Consider the following 18,253-nt stretch of genomic DNA (forward strand, 5'->3'; position numbering starts at 1 on the left):
TCCATTCTGTTAAATTATAAGATAACTGTGGCTGATGCCGGCTTATCGCTGCATCAGATGCCTGCCTGCGCGCTCCACAAAAACATCCTCCAGAGTTGTCTCCCGAAGGGTGCACTGTCCGTCCAGCGAGGACAGAAAAGAGATGGCCTCTTCCCGACTGTGGAAGTAGTGGCTTTTTGCCCCTTCCGGTGTTTCCTGATCTACGGTGTATTTGCCCAGGCCGTCGATCAGGCCCGATGGAGTATTGATCTCCTCTAGCTTTCCGTGATCCATAAGTGCTACCCGGTTGCAGAGAGACTGTGCCTCTTCCATATAGTGGGTTGTCAGAAGAATGGTCAGATTTTTTCCGTTCAGCTGACGGAGAAGATTCCACATTTGTCGTCTGGATAGCGCGTCCATGCCTGCAGTGGGCTCGTCCAGAAGAAGGATCTCTGGACTTGTGAGAAGTGCCCGGCATACCATAAGCTTTCGTTTCATACCACCGGAAAGCTTCCTTACAGTCCGCTTGCGGAAGGGAAGAAGTCCACAGAAATCCAGAAGCTCTTCAGTTTTCCGTTTGATCTCTTTTCGTGGCATGAAATAAAGACGGCCCTGATATTCCATGATCTCGTCCATGTTCATATCCTGGCGCATGGAATATTCCTGCGTGATCACGCTGATCTTGCGCTTCAGATCCGGTCGGTTGCGTCCAAGTGTCTGCCCATCAATGAGGATTTCGCCCTCTGTGGGCAGGAGCAGAGTGGAAAGCAGACTGATCGTGGTGGTCTTTCCGGCACCGTTGGGTCCCAGCAGACCGAAAAATTCGCCGGTTTCTATGCGAAGATCCAGAGAATCCACAGCAGTAAAACTGTCGAATTTTTTTGTGAGATTTTTTGTTTCGATCATCTCTGTTCATTTCCTTTCGTTTGTATGCAAATTTCACTCTATTATACTGGAAAAGAAGAGACATTTCAACAATTCTGAGATGTTCTTTACAGAAAAGGGGCATTGTGCTATAGTGATACGAAGGAAAAACAGAAAACGGAGAGAAAACCATGAAACACAGGATGAGAACAATAATGCTGCTTCTTCTGACTATGCTGCTGCTATGCCCGATACAGGTTCTGGCTGCAGGTGGAGAGAACGCAGTGAAGACAGATCTGGAGGACGGAGAATATTCCATACAGGTGGAGCTGGAAGGCGGAAGCGGAAAGGCCAGCGTTTCTTCCCCCACATTGATGCTGGTAAAAGAGGGGAAGATGTATGCACGGCTCCAGTGGAGCAGCTCCAACTATGATTATATGATCGTAGATGGGGAAAAATATCTCAATGAGAGCGAGGAAGGCAGAAATTCTGTTTTTACTGTCCCGGTAACTGCCCTGGATGATAAGATGGAAGTGATCGCAGATACACTGGCCATGGGCGCCCCGCATGAGATCGATTATACGCTGACCTTTTATGAGGCTTCTATTGGCTCCAAGGGCCAGCTTCCTCAGGAGGCAGCGAAAAGAGTGGTTGCAGTTGCGCTGGTGATCATCATCGGCGGCGGTATTCTGAATTATTTTGTAAACAAAAGGAATCGGTGTTAAACCGGTTCTTTTTTTATGCTCTTTCGCATAATATACATAATAATGAACATGTATAAAGACGGAAGGAAGGGAACATCATGGATACAGTACAGGATAAAACCTACGAAGCAATTTATTATTCACTGTGGGAGGCAGCCAGGCGTTACAGCAGCTTTACACAGTTTCGGGTGATCGGAAAAAGCCACGATGACCGGATGATCCCTATGCTGGAGATCGGACAAGGAGATGCCTGTATTTTCTGTGTGGCTGGCTTTTCCGGAACGGATGGACAGATGACGGACAGGCTTACCAGGATGGCACTGGAGCTTTGCAGAATATATGAATGCAACTGGACCGTGGACGAGCTTTATGAGGTAAAAAAGCTCCTGGATCAGACCAGGCTTTGTATCATACCGGTGGTCAATCCGGATGGATATGAGATCTGCCGGAAGGGCTACAATACTGTGCGAAATCCCATTTTCCGTCAAATGCTGAAAATGCAGGATGTTCCCTGCGATGAATTCGAGGGAAATGCAAGAGGAATGGATACTGCAAGGAATTTTCCTACTACCTTCTGCAGCAGAAAAAAGATCCATCAGCAGCCTGCCAGTGAAAATGAGACACGTGCACTGATCCGGATCTTTCAGGAATACGGAGGACGTGGCCTGCTGGTTTTCTGCGGATATGGAAAAAAGGTGGTTTATTATCGGCGGGATCAGAATTTTTCCACTGGTCAGAGATGCTACCGTCTTGCACGTCACTTAAAAAAATGTACCAGGGGAAAGCTGGAGCAGCTTGCAATAGAACGAGAAGCGCAGAACGGGCGAAGGAGCACAGGCAGGCCGGAACAGTATTACGGAGAAATGATCCGCCAGCCGGCTTTCCGGATCGAATTGCCGGTAAATTCCGGAAATAAAGAAGAGGAAGAACGGGAAATCCGTGATCTGATGCTGCTTCCATTGGAATATATTTACTCTCTGGTACAGCTGTAAAAAAATCTGGCGTTGCACGGATGCAGGGTCTGTCAGCTTATGAAAAATAGGGTGACAGACATACCCGCTGAGAAACCAGTGTCGAATCCTGTCGGACGAATTTGATTGACTTCCGGATCTGTGGACCCTATAATAATATCATCTGAAACAAATCTTTTTTAACAAATGTCGCAGGAATCTTTCACCTCTGTAAGTAATGAGAGGAACTGCACATCTGAGCATATCTGCTCGAATAATTTCCATTCAGTATTTTTGCTGTATTATTATTTTGCTTATGCTTGTCCTCACTTCAAAATCTGTGCGTTTAAGTGATGGGAGCATGTTGCGAATTGCCATATTGACTGCTATACAGGGAGGACTTTTTTATGGCTCAATTTATGTGGGGCAGGTCTCCGCCGGAATTTTCCTGATATCCGAACACTGTTTCTTTCCCTGCAGAGGGAAGTGATCATCAAATATCGTATGTAGAACAGAATACAGGAATGAAAATATTTTTTCGATGTATCGGCAACACAGTTCTGGGACTGATGCTGGTGATGGCATTGGTGCTTCTTATTCCCGGACTTTTCGGGATTCGGCCCTATGTGGTCTATTCCGGATCCATGGAACCTGAGATCCCAACCGGAGCTGTGGTTTTTACAAAGGAAGGAGAGTTTTCTCCGAAAAAGGGAGATATCATTACTTTTCATAACGGAGATACCGTTGTCACCCACAGAGTGGTTAAAAAAGAAAAGGATATCTTTATCACAAAAGGTGACGCCAACAAGACAGAAGATCCTGTTCCCGCAGAGGCGTCACAGATCATCGGGCGGGTAGTCTTTCACCTGCCTTATCTGGGCTACGTGATCCATTTTCTGAAAGCCCGGATCCCTTTTGCCGCAGTTTGCATAGCGGCATGTCTGTCAGTACTCTTTGATCTGGCATATACCCCAAAAAAGAAAAAAATACAGGGAGGAATTTAATCATGATGAAAAACAGAAAACTGGTAAAAGGAATCGCACTTGCTGCTGTGATCACTGCACTGGCAGCCGGAGGAACAGCTGCATATCTCACGGATTTTGAAACGGCAACCAACAGCTTTACCGTAGGAAAAGTGGATATCGACCTGGATGAACCTAACTGGAAACCGGAGGACAATACAGATCTGGTTCCTACTCAGGTGATCCGGAAGGACCCCTATGTAGCAAATAAAGGAGTAAATGAAGCATTTGTCTATCTGGAAGTTTCTGTTCCGGTCCGAAATGTGATCACGGTAGCCAAGGATGGTACCAGGAATGCGCTTGCAAAAACAGAGCTGTTCAGCTTCACCAAAAACAAGGACTGGACACAGCTGGAGCGGACCGAAGTGGGGCAGAATATGGTTTACACCTATGCATATAACCACATCTTGAAGCCGGGAACAAAGACTACAACTCTTTTTGATACAGTAACCTTTGCCAATATCATCGAAGGTCAGCTGGATACACAGCAGATCGATATGCCGGTACGGGCTTATGCGATCCAGGCTACCAATACCGGGGATGACAAGACTACGGTTCTGGAGCAGGCAACTGCTGCTTACCAGAAATATGTAAATCAGAATAAAGGACAGGCCGGTGGTGTCACGAAATGAATAAATTAAAAAGACCCGTTTTCCTTCTCCTGACAACAGGGCTCCTGTGCGCAACAGGGACTGCGGCGTATTTTTCAGACTTCGAAAAAAAGATAAATTCTGCTGCAGTGGGGTATGTGACAACGGAGATCGAGGAAGATTTTCCGGATCCTACACCTACGCCTATGGAGAATGGTCCATCCTACAGAAAAGAGATCCGGATCGGAAATTTTTCCGGCAGTGTGAAAGGGTTCCAGGCAGACTGCTATGTGAGGATGTCCCTTTCCTACTCCAATGACGATATCGGCAGAGGCGTGAAATTAACAGGTCTGGATACGGCAAACTGGGTGTATAACAGTCAGGACGGCTATTATTACTACCGGAAAAAAATATCCGAGGGTGAAAAAACAACTCCTCTGTGTACCGGATTTCAGATCGATCCCCAAAAGATTGATGATACTTACAGGGACAGCATTAAGGATTTTGAGATCAATGTTTATGAGGAAGCTGTACAGGCAGAAGGATTTTCAGATTATGAAAGTGCGTGGAGGTATTTTTCAGATCCGGTTTCTGCTCAGGCAGAAAGGAGGGGGAATGCTTGAAAAAACACCTTAAAGCCCTGCTGGTAGGTGCTGCTGTGGCAGGCAGTATCCTGGCGTGCACGGCTGCTTATGCCAGATTTTCAGATTCCGTGACAGTGACCAATCACATATCAGTGGGAGATATCAATATTTCTCTTCGGGAACTGGAAAAAAAGGACGGCCGAGAAATGAAATATCAGGATCGCCGGATCGTTCTTCCGGGAGATGAGATATCCAAGATCCCCAGGATCACCAATCACTCAGAGCCATGCTGGGTAAGGGTGAAGATCTCTTATACAGATGATCTGGAAGGTTTGGATGGTCTGGATGACAGGAATCTTACAGGAATGTCACCGAGATGGATCCGGAAGGGAGAGTATTTTTATTATACCAGGAAGCTGGAACAGGGAGACAGCGTGGATATTTTTACCGGTGTGACTGTACCATCCCAATGGGATGAATCCTACCAGGATAAGAAGCTGGGGATCACCATCGTGGCGGATGCTGTCCAGGCGGCAAATTTTGCACCGGATTTCCGTGCCATGTCACCCTGGGGAAATCAGAAGATCTTAAGATGTATCCACGATACCGATGGTCTTGTGGTTCAGAAAAAAAGTCAGGTGGATCTGAAGGTGGAGTTTGAAGGAAATGCGCACAAACTGATCGCGGCTCCGGAAGACTTTTTTTCCGGATTTTCCACGGCAATGCCGGGAGATGTTTTTCATGATTCTGTAGAGATCCGTAATACAACGGAGCATGCAGCAAAGATCTTCTTCCGCACATCACCGGAATGTAAATCGGTAAAGGATCAGGAATTTCTGAAAAAGCTGAAGCTGGTGATCACCATGAATGATAAAAAGCTGTATTCCGGGGATCTTCTGGCTGCATCTCTCAATAAAGCCGTGTCCCTGGGGGAATTTTCCAGCGGAGAAAAAGGAAACTTGAGATTTGAGGTTACGGTTCCGGCAGAGCTGGATAATTTATATGCTCTTCGAGCTGCAGATGTGAAATGGATCTTTTCTGTGGAGGAGGATCAGGAGACGGCAGATACCAGCCCTGTTCCACGCCGGAATGGCAGGAAAGAAGCCACAGAAAGAGCTTCCGGAAATAACAGTTCTTCGGTAAGGACAACACCAGTGAAGACAGGAGATGAATCTCCTGTGATCCTGTTTGCACTGATGGCTGGTATGGCGCTGCTTACCTGCAGTCTGACGCTATGGAAAGGAGGACGAAAAAATTGAAAAGAAGAATGATCGGTGCATGGATGGCATTGATGATCACAGCTTCTTCTCTTGTGGTTTCGGCCAGTCCTGCAGCAGATATGAGTTCGGTATCAGCAGATCCGCAGCAGGAACAGACAGAACCGGAGGAAGAAGAGGAGGCCCCGGACATTCCGGTAACAGATCAGCCTGGGGAGGCTGAGATGCCGGTTCCGACAGCCTTGCCTGAACCGGAAACGGTGGAGAAAGCTTTTGAAGAAGGTAAAGATAATACTGAAAATACGGACAGTGATGAGCTGATCGAACCGGAAGAAGAACCGGAAGCTGTTTCAAAAGAAGGAGAAAATATAGCTCTGACAGAGATACCGGAGCAGACAGAGGATTCGGGATTTACTGTATTCACGGAAGAAAACGCGGAAATCCTTACAGGAGAAAGTGAAGAGGATCAGGAACTGATCCAGGATATCGAAAACGGAGAGATCATTGCTCTTTCTGCAGCACTTCCCGGGGAGTTCCGGGAAGCTGGTAGTGTGGAAGTAATCTCAGAAGGAGAGGATGCCCTTGCAGTTGCAGCACTTTCTCCGTCCCAGTATTATCTGGACAGCTGGACCAGGGTTTACTGCGATGAGATCTGGACAGCTGCCAATGATTTTCTTGGTTCCGGAAATAAAACTCGTATGGGATGTACGTATCGCTCTGTACATTATATCGATGATACAGGAGAGGAAAAGGTTTCACCTCTGTATTGCCTGAAAGCAACTCAGGATGGGTTGGACAGTATGACGCTGAAGAATGAGGCAGTAAAAGCACTGACTAATTCTGTGATCCAGAAGCTTTTGTACTTTGGTTACGGAGGACCGGGGGATCTGGGAACCGGATACGACCCCTCCTGCAGTCACATAGACTGGTCAAAATGGCAGAACCGTTATGTATTTACGCATATTGCGCTGTCAAAGGTATACTTTAATGACTGTGGATATGCCACAGCAGCAGAAGTAGAACATACAGGGATAAACCGCCTGATCGATAAGATCCAGACATTGACGATCCCTGCAAGAAACAAGGCAGCCGTTTATGTTTCCGAAGACGGTTCCTGGGCAGCAGCATCCGGAAAGACGATCCCGTTAAGTGTATTCCGAAGCAGACCTGCAGGTTTTCCCTTTGTTCCGGACAGTATGAAGGACGGATTTCAGATGAGTACTCTTATGAAAGTAACAGATGGAGCAAAAGCAGGGAACGGGATCACCATAACAAGAGGAGCCGCAGAAAAATGGCAGCTGGCCTACTGGACAAGTGCAGCGGATTATAATTCTCACAAAACCAATCCCAAAATGATGTCGGGGACAAGCCTGAGCCTTAAGGATGGAGCATATTTTTTTCTGATCTTTCCGTTAAATGCATCTGCAACAAAGAAGTTTTCCTGCAAAATGCTACTTCAGCCGGTTTCCTATATCCTGGTTGACGGAAGTGCCCAGGCAGGAAAAGATGGAGTACAGGATTTTGGCGCTTACGTATACCAGGGAACAAGAGGAAGCCTTTCCTTTTCAGTAAAGCCATCGGTTTACGGCAATGCAAAGCTGGTCAAGAAGGAACCCAACACGGGAAAACTGATCCAGGGAGCGCAGTACGGACTGTTTGCAGCAGAAGCTCTGACCTCCGGATACCGGACTATGTACAGTAAGGATCAGAAGGTTTCAACCGGAACAACAAACGCCAGTGGAGAGATCCTTTTTTCAAAACTGGTTCCGGGAAAATACTATGTGAAAGAAACGAAAGCCGCTGCAGGCTATAAACTGAACACCGCTATCAAAAATGTTACAGTAACCGGCGGAAAGACAACAACCGTCAGCGTAACGGATATCATGGATATCAGCGGAACAGTATCCATCAGAAAGAAAGACGGAAATACCGGCGATCCACTGGCAGGAGCTGAATTCACCCTGTATCAGTGGAGTAAAAAAAGCAAAGCCTACGTAACCTTAAAAAAACTGACTTATGATGGACAGAAGCGTACCTATAACTCCGGGAAATTTAATTATACCGAAGACAATCAGGGAAAATTCCGTGTGCGTGAGACAAAATCTCCTCCCAATTACACCGGAAACTGGCAGAAGAATTTTACGCTGGATAAGCCGGGAGAAAAGCAGGAATTTCTGTTTGAAGCAGTGAACTACCAGACTGAAAAACGAAGAATTGAAGTTCGTAAGATCGATGCGAAAACCGGTGAGATCCTGAAAGGTGCGGAATTTACACTTTATGAATACAGTGCAGCAAAAAAAGCCTATAAAGAAAAAGGAACACTTCTGGATTATGATAGCTCAAGTGAGCTTTATGTAAGCAGTGAACTTTTAAAGACTTCGGATAATGAGGGAAAATATAAGATCGTGGAAACAAAGACTCCGCCCGGATATACAGGAAGCTGGGAAGAAGAGGTGGATATCACAGACAAGGATGCACGCCTTTCCTTTGAAGTTGTCAATGAACAGGAAAAGGAATATACAGGGGTGATCCGTCTGAGAAAAACAGATATCTATACCGGGGAAGTTCTGGAAGATGCTGAATTTACCGTGCTTCAGTGGAATAGAGGGAAGCAGACTTACCAGAATAACCTGGGCGGGCAGAGCATCCTGAAGTTTGACGGAGAAACCGGATGGTACTCTACCGAAGAGCTGGTGCTTACAGATGCTAATCAGGGAAGGTTCAAAGTAGTGGAAACAAAAAATCCGGAAAACTATACAGGCAAATACGAAAAGGAGGTAATCTTCCAGAAAAAAGAAAATACAGATACTGTGGATCTGAAAGCAGAGAATACTCCGGTAACACTTCCGCTGGGAAATATCACCATCATAAAAAAGATCAAAGAGGAGGATATTACCTGGGCTCATGGAAATCCAACCTTTTCCTTTGTGGCAGAAGGTACGGATCTATCCGGAAATCCTCACAGATATGAGGATTATGTCACCTTTACCAGAGGAAGCTATGAAACCGATAAAAATGGCTATGCAACATTATCGGTCACTCTCAGGAATATCCCACTGGGGCAGTATACAGTCTGGGAAAAACCGGTACTACGCTACTATCTGAAAGATGTACGGGCAAATACAGAGAATGTCCGCATCATAAAAGGCGCTGCACCTGCATATGGTACAGATCCCCGGAAGATTGCTTCCGGTACGGCTGCTCTGACAATGCAAAACAAAAATGCATCGCTGACTTTTGTAAATGAGAAATCCAGATATGATCGATATTCCCATAATGACAGCATAAAAAATACCATACCCGTATCATTTTCCTGAAAAAAAGACAGGAGGGCAGGAGTAATCCTGCCCTCCGCAGCGTATTTTATATAGTAAAAAACAAACTGTAAAAAGAAATAAAAAAACTACATATATACCCAAAGATATGGTATACTTTTTTACAAATACTGTGAACTCAAGAACTCTCTGGGAGGTCGATGATGAAAACAGACGAAAAAAATCCCGTTTTTGATATTCGGGATACATTGGAAAAATACGCTTGCATTTATCGAAATACTACACTGAAGCTTTTTCAGTACTGTCAGGAGACGGACATATATGAACGTTTGGATGAATACCTGAGACCTGTAAAAAATATTACGGATTTTAAGACCAGTGGACAGAAATACAGCAATGTTTATAAAGACGACTGGAAGTACCTGACGGATTTTCTGATATCCCGGGAAGGCGGGACGATAGAAGTGCGGTGTATCAATAAAGACGGTAATGCGAGTCTTCTGACAGTACGGGGATTTATAGCACAGGATAAAAATACCGGATATCATTATTTCATAGGAAGCTCCAGAGATATTACCAGGGAGAAGCTGCAGGAAGAATTTCTTGAGGAACGTGCCCAGAAAGATCCTCTGACCGGAGTGTATAACCGCTTTTTCGGAAAAGAACTGATCGATGAATACCTTGCATCCAGAAATCCCTATGCAGGATGCGGGATGATGGTGCTTGATGTAGATTATTTTAAAAATGTAAATGATACTTACGGACATATGTTCGGTGATGAAGTCCTGAAACGTTTTGCGGAGCTGTTTGTGGCTTTGTTCGACATTAATGATGTGATCATGCGTCTGGGTGGCGATGAATTTGTGATCCTTTTGAAGGATATCAGCCATGCAGCGATCATGAAAAAGGCAGGAAAACTGATACGGGAAGTGCAGAAACTTAAATTTCCGGGAACCACGTATCTGGCAACCTGCAGTGTGGGGATCTGCTTTCTTCCGGAAAATGTTTCCGGATATACATATCAGCAGCTCTTTGAAAATGCAGACTGGGCACTTTACCAGGCAAAGAAAAATGGAAAAAACCGCTATGCTTTCTGTGATAATCTGAGACGTTTTGAGGATAAGACAGAGGAAAAGCAGGAATTATACGAGGGTGTTGAGATAGATGCCAGATATCTTCATAATGATATTGTTTCTACTGCATTTGAAATATTTGAAAAAATGAGTAGCTTTCAGGCAGCGATTGAACTTCTGATGAAAGTGATCGGTCTGAAATTCCGGCTTAACCGAATCACAGTCCTGCATACCAAGGTGACAGAGCAGAAAATAAACAGGGTTTTTCAATGGGTTTCGGAAGAAGAATACAGGCTTTTGATAGATGAGATACATTTCTCAAAAAGTGATTTTATCACATTGTTTCGCCACAATGATGAATATGGTACTGTGGTGATTCAGGAGAATGATCTGGCTGAATATTCGGAACAGGGAAGAAAGAATGTGTTACAGTGCGGAGCAAAAACCGTAGTCTGTGCTGCCATGTACTGTGAGGGAAGCTATACAGGGGCCATTGCATACGTGACCTGCCAGGAAAAAAGGCTCTGGTCCAGAGAAGATCGTAAGCTGCTGGGAGAAGTGACCAAGATCATTTCCGCGCATTATGCCAAGAGCCAGGCATTTAACAGTGCTTATCGTAGCATTGCTGCAGAATCCGGACGGGATCAGCTTACTGGATTGTCTTCTTTTTCAAGATTTCGCGAAAACGTGGAGAAAATGCTGATCGGAGGTTACGGGCCGGGACATGCAGTGATATATACCGATTTTGAAAAATTTAAACGTATCAATGCAAAATACGGATATCGTGTGGGAGATCAGATCCTGCGGCAGTTTTCCGAGTATGTGATAAGCGTTCTAAAAACAGATATGGATGTATATTTTACCAGGGCGATCTCTGATCATTTTATCCTTTTCACTCCATGTGATATGGATGTTGATCCGGAAACATCTGTTTTAAAGACCAATCAGGAGTTCTTACGGCAGATGAAAGAGAAATATCCGGATATGGAGCTCTGTGTCCGCACAGGGATCTATCTGATCACCAAAGAATGTAACAATGCATCTGAGGCGATCGATGCAGCGAATTATGCAAGAAAATATGCTGCTGGAAATTGTGAAACAGGTGTTAAGCTGTATGACGAAGAACTGAAAAAGCAAAGCGATGCAGAGTGAAAGATACAGGAATACGGACCGGAATCTATACTTTTTCAGAATTTCAGGAATAATCTTTCAGGAAAGCTTTTACAATAGAACAGAGATGTTTGCGGCAGGAGTGAGCTTATGAACAGAAGTGTTCCGGAAAGTCTTTTGATCTGTATTTTAGTCTTATGCCTGGCTCTGACACCCGTTGGTGTCAGGGGAGAAACGGAAGATAGTGGAAAAGCACAGCAGCTGATCGAAGCGCCGGGTGCAGTCCTTATGGAAAAAGAAACCGGTACAGTGATCTATTCCAAGGATCCTGACACTCGAAGAAGCCCGGCCAGTATTACAAAGATCATGACATTGATCCTGATCTTTGATGCTATCCGTGAGGGAACCCTGCATCTGGAGGATAGCATTACCACCAGTGCTTATGCCAGATCCATGGGAGGGTCTCAGGTATTTCTGGAAGAAGGGGAAAAGCAGACTGTAGAAACCATGATCAAATGTATTGTGATTGCTTCCGGAAATGATGCCAGCGTAGCTATGGCGGAGCATGTTGCGGGAACAGAACAAGCCTTTGTGGAGAGGATGAACGAGAGGGCGAAGGATCTTGGAATGAAAAATACTCATTTTGTGGATTGCTGCGGGCTGACGGAATCACAGGAGCATTATACAACTCCCTATGACATTGCACTTATGAGCAGGGAGCTCATCAGCAGATATCCGGAAGTTCTTACATATTCATCTGTCTGGATGGAGGATATCACACATGTTACCAGAAAAGGCTCCTCGAAATTTACGCTGACCAACACAAATAAACTGCTGCGCAGCTATGAGGGGTGTATGGGACTTAAAACAGGCAGCACCAGTATTGCAAAATACTGTCTCAGTGCTGTGGCAGAACGAAATGGGATCACACTGATCGCCTCAGTGATGGCCGCACCGGACCCGAAAACAAGATTCCGGGATGCAGCAGCTCTTTTAAATTACGGCTTTTCTAAATGCACATTGTATCTGGATGATGCTCTGGAGCCACTGAAACCTATGAAGCTCCGCAAAGGAGTCAAAGAGCAGGTTCCGCTTGTATATAGAGGGAAATTCCGATATATCAGCACAGATGGAACGAAACCTGACAATGTTAAGAAAAAGTTGATCCTTCCCAAAGAACAAAGTGCGCCGGTGAAAAAAGGGCAGAAAGCAGGGGCACAGGAATACTATCAGGATGGGAAAAAGATCGGTAGTCTGGATATCCTGTACGGGGAAACAATAAAAAAGGCCGGATACCATGACTGGCTGGAAAGAACCTGTCAGGCATTTCTTTTGTGATGCCTGCAACATATTTTGACAAAAAGGGCAGACTGGATGTATAATACAACGGATTGAAGAAATAACAGAACAGGGAAGGGATTTTGGATGAAAGAGATCAGAACAGAAGATGCAGTGGGACACATTCTGTGCCATGATATCACGCAGATCATAAAAGATGAGAAAAAAGGCGTTCTTTTCAAAAAGGGGCATGTAGTGAAAGAAGAAGATATACCACTGCTGCTCTCTGTAGGAAAAGAACACCTTTTTGTGTGGGAGAAAAAATCGGGGATTCTTCACGAAAATGAAGCTGCAGAGATCCTTTACAAAATCTGTGCCGGAAACTCTTCCAAAGTACATGGAACTGAGATCAAAGAAGGTAAGATCGAGGTGGTATCAAAGATCGATGGTATTCTGAAAATACGTCGTGATGCACTTGTGGCTGTGAATTCTCTGGGAGAAATGATGATTGCTTCCAGACATGGCGATTTTCCGATAAAAAAAGGTGATAAGGTTGCAGGAACCAGGATCATTCCGCTTGTGATCGAGAAAGAGAAAATGGATGCAGCAGAGAAGGCAGCAGGAAATCTTCCGATCTTTGACATTCTCCCTTACCAGCAGAAAAAAGTAGGGATCGTCACAACCGGAAGTGAGATCAAAAAAGGACTGATCCAGGATACCTTCACACCGGTACTCCGGGAAAAGCTTTCCGGGTTTCCGACAGAGGTGACAGGCCAGGTGATGCCGGGAGATGATAAGGAAGAGATCACAAAGGCAATTCTTTCTTTCGCAGATGCAGGAGCAGATCTGATCATCTGTACTGGCGGAATGAGTGTGGATCCCGATGATCGTACTCCGGGCGGGATCCGGGATACCGGAGCAAAGATCGTAACATATGGAGCACCTGTACTTCCGGGAGCTATGCTGCTTGTGGCATATCTTGAGAGGAACGGAAGATCCATACCGGTACTTGGACTTCCGGGCTGCGTCATGTACGCAAAAAGAACGGTATTTGATCTGATCCTGCCCAGAGTAATGGCAGATGATGAGATCAAGGCAGAGGAGATCGCCAGGCTGGGAGAGGGCGGACTTTGTCTGAACTGTCCGGTTTGTACTTTCCCAAACTGCGGATTTGGAAAATAATATGAAAAAATTCAGAATCAAACAATATGAGATCTATATGGACAAGATCCATGCTCCACAGGGCGTGCGGATGATCCTTCTTGCGGATCTTCACGGGATATCCTACGGAAAAGACAATATACGGCTGACAGAGACGATCCGAAAGCTTGCCCCGGACGTGATACTTTCTGCCGGCGACATGGCTGTACGTACAGAAACGGATACTCTGGTAACTGCATGTAAGCTGCTGACAGAGCTTGCAGGGGATTTTCCCGTGTATTATGCGCTTGGTAATCATGAATATAAAATGTTTCTTTCCGAAGAATATCGGCCATATTATGCGAAATATGAAAAGGCACTGAAAAAAGCTGGTGTGCATATTTTAAGGAACGGACATGAAGCTATGGTCCTGAAGGGAGAGCGCTTCTGTTTCTGGGGCCTGGAGCTTCCCATCGAATATTATCACAAGCCGAGATCACCGAAGCTGAAAAAAGAAGTGATGGAAGAACTGATCGGTAAACCTGAAGATAAAGGGATGCAGATCCTGCTGGCACATAATCCAAAATACGGAAAAACCTATTTTGAATGGGGCGCGGATCTGATCCTGTCTGGACACTATCACGGAGGCGTTGTCCGCCTCAGTGAACATTACGGTCTTTCATCTCCTCAATATTTGTTTCTTCCGCCGTTTTGCTGTGGAGACTTTCACAAAGGGGATCAGCATATGATCGTTAGTGCTGGACTTGGAGAACATACCATCCCCCTTCGGATCCATAATCCAAGGGAACTGCTGGTGATCGATATAAAACCTTCCGAAAAAATGAAATGAGGAAACCCTATGGCATTATCTGTTAAGCTGAATGTATTTGAAGGCCCTCTGGATCTTCTGCTTCACCTGATCGACAAAAACAAGATCGATATCTATGATATTCCTATTGTGGAGATCACAGATCAGTATATGGAATATCTGCATTCCATGGAAAAAGAAGATCTGGGGATCATGAGTGAATTTCTTGTCATGGCAGCTACTCTTCTGGATATCAAATGTAAAATGCTTCTTCCGAAAGAAGTGAATGAGGAAGGAGAAGAGGAGGACCCCAGAGCAGAGCTTGTGCAGAAGCTGCTGGAATATAAGATGTACAAATATATGTCCTATGAATTACGGGACAGGCTTGGAGATGCGGCAGGGGTTTATTACCGAAAACAGGATCTTCCGGAAGAAGTGCTGCAGTATACTCCACCGTCTGATCCCCAGGAACTTCTCCGGGGTCTGACACTGGAGCGGATGAGTGCGATCTACCAGGCTTTGATCCGCAGACAGGAAAATAAGATCGACCCGATCCGAAGTAAATTCGGAAGAATCGAAAAAGAGGAAATATCACTTTCTGATAAATTGCTGGAAATGAAGGAATATGCAAAAGCTCACCGGAAATTCAGCTTTCGCAGGCTGATGGAAAACCAGCATTCCAAAATACAGCTGATCGTGACCTTTCTGGCGATTCTGGAACTGATGAAGATGGGACATGTTCATGCAGAACAGGAAGAGCTTTTTGATGATATTCATGTGGAAGTTATCACGGATCCGGACACATGGAAGAATCTGACAGAGTTCGCAGATGAATAATATAGTAGGAATGAGGACAATAAGTGGAAATCAAACGAATTGAAGGAGAAATCGAAGCCATCCTGTTTGCAATGGGAGAAGCTGTGGAATTACCCCGTATTGCCAGAGCGATCCGTCAGGATCCGACAACAACGGAAAATATCATCCGAAATATGATGATCCGTTATCAGGAAGAAGAGCGGGGGATCCAGATCATAGAGCTCGAAAACTCCTTTCAGCTTTGTACAAAAAAAGAATACTATGATTCTCTTATCCGGATCGCAGCGCAGCCAAAGAAACCCACGCTGACAGACGTTATGCTTGAAACCCTTTCGATCATTGCCTACAAACAGCCTGTTACAAAAGCAGAGATTGAAAAGATCCGAGGGGTAAAATGTGATCATGCCATCAATAAGCTGATGGATTATGATCTGGTGAGAGAACTTGGACGTCTGGATGCTCCGGGTCGCCCAATCCTCCTGGGAACCACCGAAGAATTTCTGCGCTGCTTTGGTGTCCAGGGGCTGGAAGACCTTCCGGAAATGGATCCGGTCCAGCTGGAGGATTTCAAGGCGGAAGCAGAGGAAGAGATCCAGTTGAAGCTGGACGTATAACAAATAACACGGACAGATGCCGGTTTACCGGGACCTGCCGGACAGATCAGAAAACAGAAGAGGAGTGACGAAAATGCCCACAACATACGCACATGATCTTTTTGGAAAAAGGGTTTACCGGAAACTTTCCGCAAAATTACAGCATCTGATCCGAAGCAACGGAAATCTGTACCGGATCGGACAGCATGGTCCGGATATCCTGTTTTATTATTTTATATCCAAAAATCCGGTGACACAGTACGGAGTGCAGATGCATGGACGGAAAGCAAGAGAATTCTTTGAAAAGGGCATGGCGAAGGTCCGGGAGGAAAAAAATCCTGCACTGATGGCTTACCTGCTGGGGTTCGGATGTCATTATATCCTGGATTCTACCTGTCATCCTTACGTCAATCAGGTAGCTGCCGAGGGGAAAATCTCACATACGCTCTTTGAGAAGGAATTTGACCGTATGCTGATGTATGAAACCGGCAAAGATCCATTGCGTTTTTATCCGTCGCATGGGATCCGTGCCAGTTTTCTCAGTGCATGGACGATACACCAGGTACTACCGGCGATCCGTACCGGGAACATTTATCTGTCATTGAAAATGATGAAGATATTCACCTGTATTTTGGTATGTGATGATGGAGGAAGGAAGAGACGCCTTTCGGAACATGCCCTTTCCCCCGCAGGAAAAAAGATATCTGCGTTTATTACCGAATTTTTTATGAGCCCGGAGCCGGAGATCGACTGTAAGGAGGAGCTTCTTAATCTGGACAGTCTGATGGAAGAGGCACTTGCCAAGGCACCGGATATGCTGGAAGAGCTTGCTGCACTGGCAGTCAGGCCAGGGCATCTTTCTGACAGATGGGACCTGACCTTTAACGGATGATCGATCCCGGCAGACAACAGATACAAGTGATATCCGGATGCTATCCCCGCATAAAATTAAATATAACAGTTACTGTAAACAGTTATATGAACAGTGTACGGGGTGATGCATTATGAGCAAACGGTGTACGGCCGCTGTCGTGCTGATGACAGCGGTCCTTATTATTTGTCAGATCTTTCCGGTAAAGGCGGCAGATGACGAAAATCTATATGCACTTTCTGCAGTTCTCATGGATGGGGAGACCGGCCGTGTGCTGTACGGAAAAGAAGCATACAAAGGACGGCCGAATGCCAGCACCACAAAGGTAATGACCTGTATTCTTGCTCTGGAGTTGGCAAAGGGAGATGATTACGTACAGGTTTCCGGGAATGCGGCATCTCAGCCACAGACACGTCTTGGCATGCGGGAAGGCCAGCAGTTTTATTTGGAGGATCTTCTCTATTCCCTGATGCTGAAAAGCCATAATGATTCCGCTGTGGCCATCGCGGAACATATCGGCGGATCCGTAGAAGGTTTTGCAGAGAAGATGAATGAAAAAGCAAAAGAGCTGGGATGTAAGGACACACATTTTGTTACACCCAATGGTCTGGATGGAGAAGATGAAGGCGGTATCCATCATACAACAGCCCGGGATCTTGCCTTGATCATGGCGTATGCAATAAAAAATGCAACATTTGTCCATATTACCCAGACTAGAGATTATACTTTCACGGATATCTCAGGAAAAAAGCATTATTCGGTACATAATACCAATGCTTTCCTGGATATGGAAACAGGAGTGATCTCCGGAAAAACAGGATTTACAGGAAATGCCGGATATTGTTATGTCTGCGCAGTCCGACAGGACGAGCGATTATTTATCGTGGCTCTTCTGGGATGCGGATGGCCCGGAAATAAAAATTATAAATGGAGCGATACTAAGAAGCTCCTTTCCTATGGCAGGGAAAATTATCAGTATATGATGCTGCCGGAGCTTCCACAGCTGCCTGAGATCCCGGTAACAGAAGCAGCACCGGGAAAAGAAGATCCATATCCGCAAAAGTCCGATCGTTCCGGATATCCTCCCAAACAGGTTATGCTGAAAATACACGCAGTACTTTCTGAAAAAGATCGTGAGAAAAGATATCTTCTGAAAAAAACAGAAACGATCACATGGGAAACGGAGCTTCCGGATAAGCTCCCGGCACCAATACAGAAAAACCAGAAGATCGGTACACTCCATGCAAAGCTCAACGGAAAAGAACTCCTTTCCTGCCTTGTAACCGCCGATGACAAAATCGACAGAATTACCTATAAATGGTATGTGGATAAAGTATTTAAGGATTATTTCCATTAATTTAGCGACCCCTGGCATATGT

The 18,253-nt window shown here is 45.4% G+C and carries 16 protein-coding genes; 15 read left to right on the forward strand and 1 reads right to left on the reverse strand.

Translation table 11 applies throughout. The annotated features are described in order from the left end of the window. Window positions 1–42 precede the first annotated feature (42 nt). Window positions 43–885 carry an ABC transporter ATP-binding protein gene (locus tag NE671_RS00990; protein WP_021650530.1) on the reverse strand — a complete coding sequence of 281 codons (843 nt, stop codon included), beginning with the start codon at window positions 883–885 and terminating at the stop codon, window positions 43–45. 149 nt (window positions 886–1,034) lie between these two features. Here NE671_RS00990 and NE671_RS00995 point away from each other — a divergent pair, with 149 nt between their 5' ends. From NE671_RS00995 to NE671_RS01065, 15 genes are all read left to right on the forward strand, one after another. After that, entirely contained in the window at window positions 1,035–1,568 is a 534-nt protein-coding gene (locus tag NE671_RS00995) for a hypothetical protein (protein WP_235812344.1), read from the forward strand. A gap of 77 nt (window positions 1,569–1,645) precedes the next feature. Next, window positions 1,646–2,539, forward strand: a complete 894-nt coding sequence (locus tag NE671_RS01000) for a M14 family zinc carboxypeptidase (RefSeq protein WP_015524854.1) — start codon at window positions 1,646–1,648, stop codon at window positions 2,537–2,539. A 482-nt stretch (window positions 2,540–3,021) separates the two neighbouring features. Further along, window positions 3,022–3,501 carry a signal peptidase I gene (locus NE671_RS01005; protein WP_021650528.1) on the forward strand — a complete coding sequence of 160 codons (480 nt, stop codon included), beginning with the start codon at window positions 3,022–3,024 and terminating at the stop codon, window positions 3,499–3,501. 2 nt (window positions 3,502–3,503) lie between these two features. Continuing rightward, window positions 3,504–4,151, forward strand: a complete 648-nt coding sequence (locus NE671_RS01010) for a TasA family protein (RefSeq protein ID WP_015524856.1) — start codon at window positions 3,504–3,506, stop codon at window positions 4,149–4,151. After that, window positions 4,148–4,732 (forward strand): hypothetical protein, encoded by a 585-nt coding sequence (locus NE671_RS01015; protein WP_021650527.1) that lies wholly within the window; start codon window positions 4,148–4,150, stop codon window positions 4,730–4,732. Before NE671_RS01010 ends, NE671_RS01015 begins: the two co-directional genes overlap by 4 nt. Further along, a complete protein-coding gene (locus tag NE671_RS01020) occupies window positions 4,729–5,952 on the forward strand; it encodes a hypothetical protein (protein WP_256163547.1) in 1,224 nt (407 codons plus the stop codon). Before NE671_RS01015 ends, NE671_RS01020 begins: the two co-directional genes overlap by 4 nt. After that, window positions 5,949–9,227, forward strand: coding sequence for a SpaA isopeptide-forming pilin-related protein (locus NE671_RS01025; RefSeq protein WP_256163549.1), 3,279 nt, complete (start codon window positions 5,949–5,951; stop codon window positions 9,225–9,227). Before NE671_RS01020 ends, NE671_RS01025 begins: the two co-directional genes overlap by 4 nt. 161 nt (window positions 9,228–9,388) lie before the next feature. Next, window positions 9,389–11,410 carry a GGDEF domain-containing protein gene (locus NE671_RS01030; protein ID WP_256163553.1) on the forward strand — a complete coding sequence of 674 codons (2,022 nt, stop codon included), beginning with the start codon at window positions 9,389–9,391 and terminating at the stop codon, window positions 11,408–11,410. A 108-nt stretch (window positions 11,411–11,518) separates the two neighbouring features. Beyond that, complete coding sequence (locus NE671_RS01035) at window positions 11,519–12,706, forward strand: D-alanyl-D-alanine carboxypeptidase family protein (protein ID WP_059085664.1); 1,188 nt, start codon at window positions 11,519–11,521, stop codon at window positions 12,704–12,706. Between the two features lie 87 nt (window positions 12,707–12,793). Then, a complete protein-coding gene (locus NE671_RS01040) occupies window positions 12,794–13,828 on the forward strand; it encodes a molybdopterin-binding protein (protein WP_118608837.1) in 1,035 nt (344 codons plus the stop codon). 1 nt (window position 13,829) lies between these two features. Then, complete coding sequence (locus tag NE671_RS01045) at window positions 13,830–14,636, forward strand: metallophosphoesterase (protein ID WP_118608838.1); 807 nt, start codon at window positions 13,830–13,832, stop codon at window positions 14,634–14,636. A 9-nt stretch (window positions 14,637–14,645) separates the two neighbouring features. Beyond that, a complete protein-coding gene (locus tag NE671_RS01050) occupies window positions 14,646–15,431 on the forward strand; it encodes a segregation and condensation protein A (protein ID WP_021650519.1) in 786 nt (261 codons plus the stop codon). 23 nt (window positions 15,432–15,454) lie between these two features. Continuing rightward, window positions 15,455–16,024, forward strand: coding sequence for an SMC-Scp complex subunit ScpB (scpB, locus tag NE671_RS01055; protein WP_022426764.1), 570 nt, complete (start codon window positions 15,455–15,457; stop codon window positions 16,022–16,024). 73 nt (window positions 16,025–16,097) lie between these two features. Beyond that, window positions 16,098–16,895 carry a zinc dependent phospholipase C family protein gene (locus NE671_RS01060; RefSeq protein WP_161208399.1) on the forward strand — a complete coding sequence of 266 codons (798 nt, stop codon included), beginning with the start codon at window positions 16,098–16,100 and terminating at the stop codon, window positions 16,893–16,895. A gap of 112 nt (window positions 16,896–17,007) precedes the next feature. After that, a complete protein-coding gene (locus NE671_RS01065; protein ID WP_161208397.1) occupies window positions 17,008–18,231 on the forward strand; it encodes a D-alanyl-D-alanine carboxypeptidase family protein in 1,224 nt (407 codons plus the stop codon). Window positions 18,232–18,253: the final 22 nt, after the last annotated feature.

The organism is Blautia sp. DFI.9.10 (genome assembly GCF_024461705.1).
GTDB lineage: Bacteria > Bacillota > Clostridia > Lachnospirales > Lachnospiraceae > Blautia_A > Blautia_A fusiformis.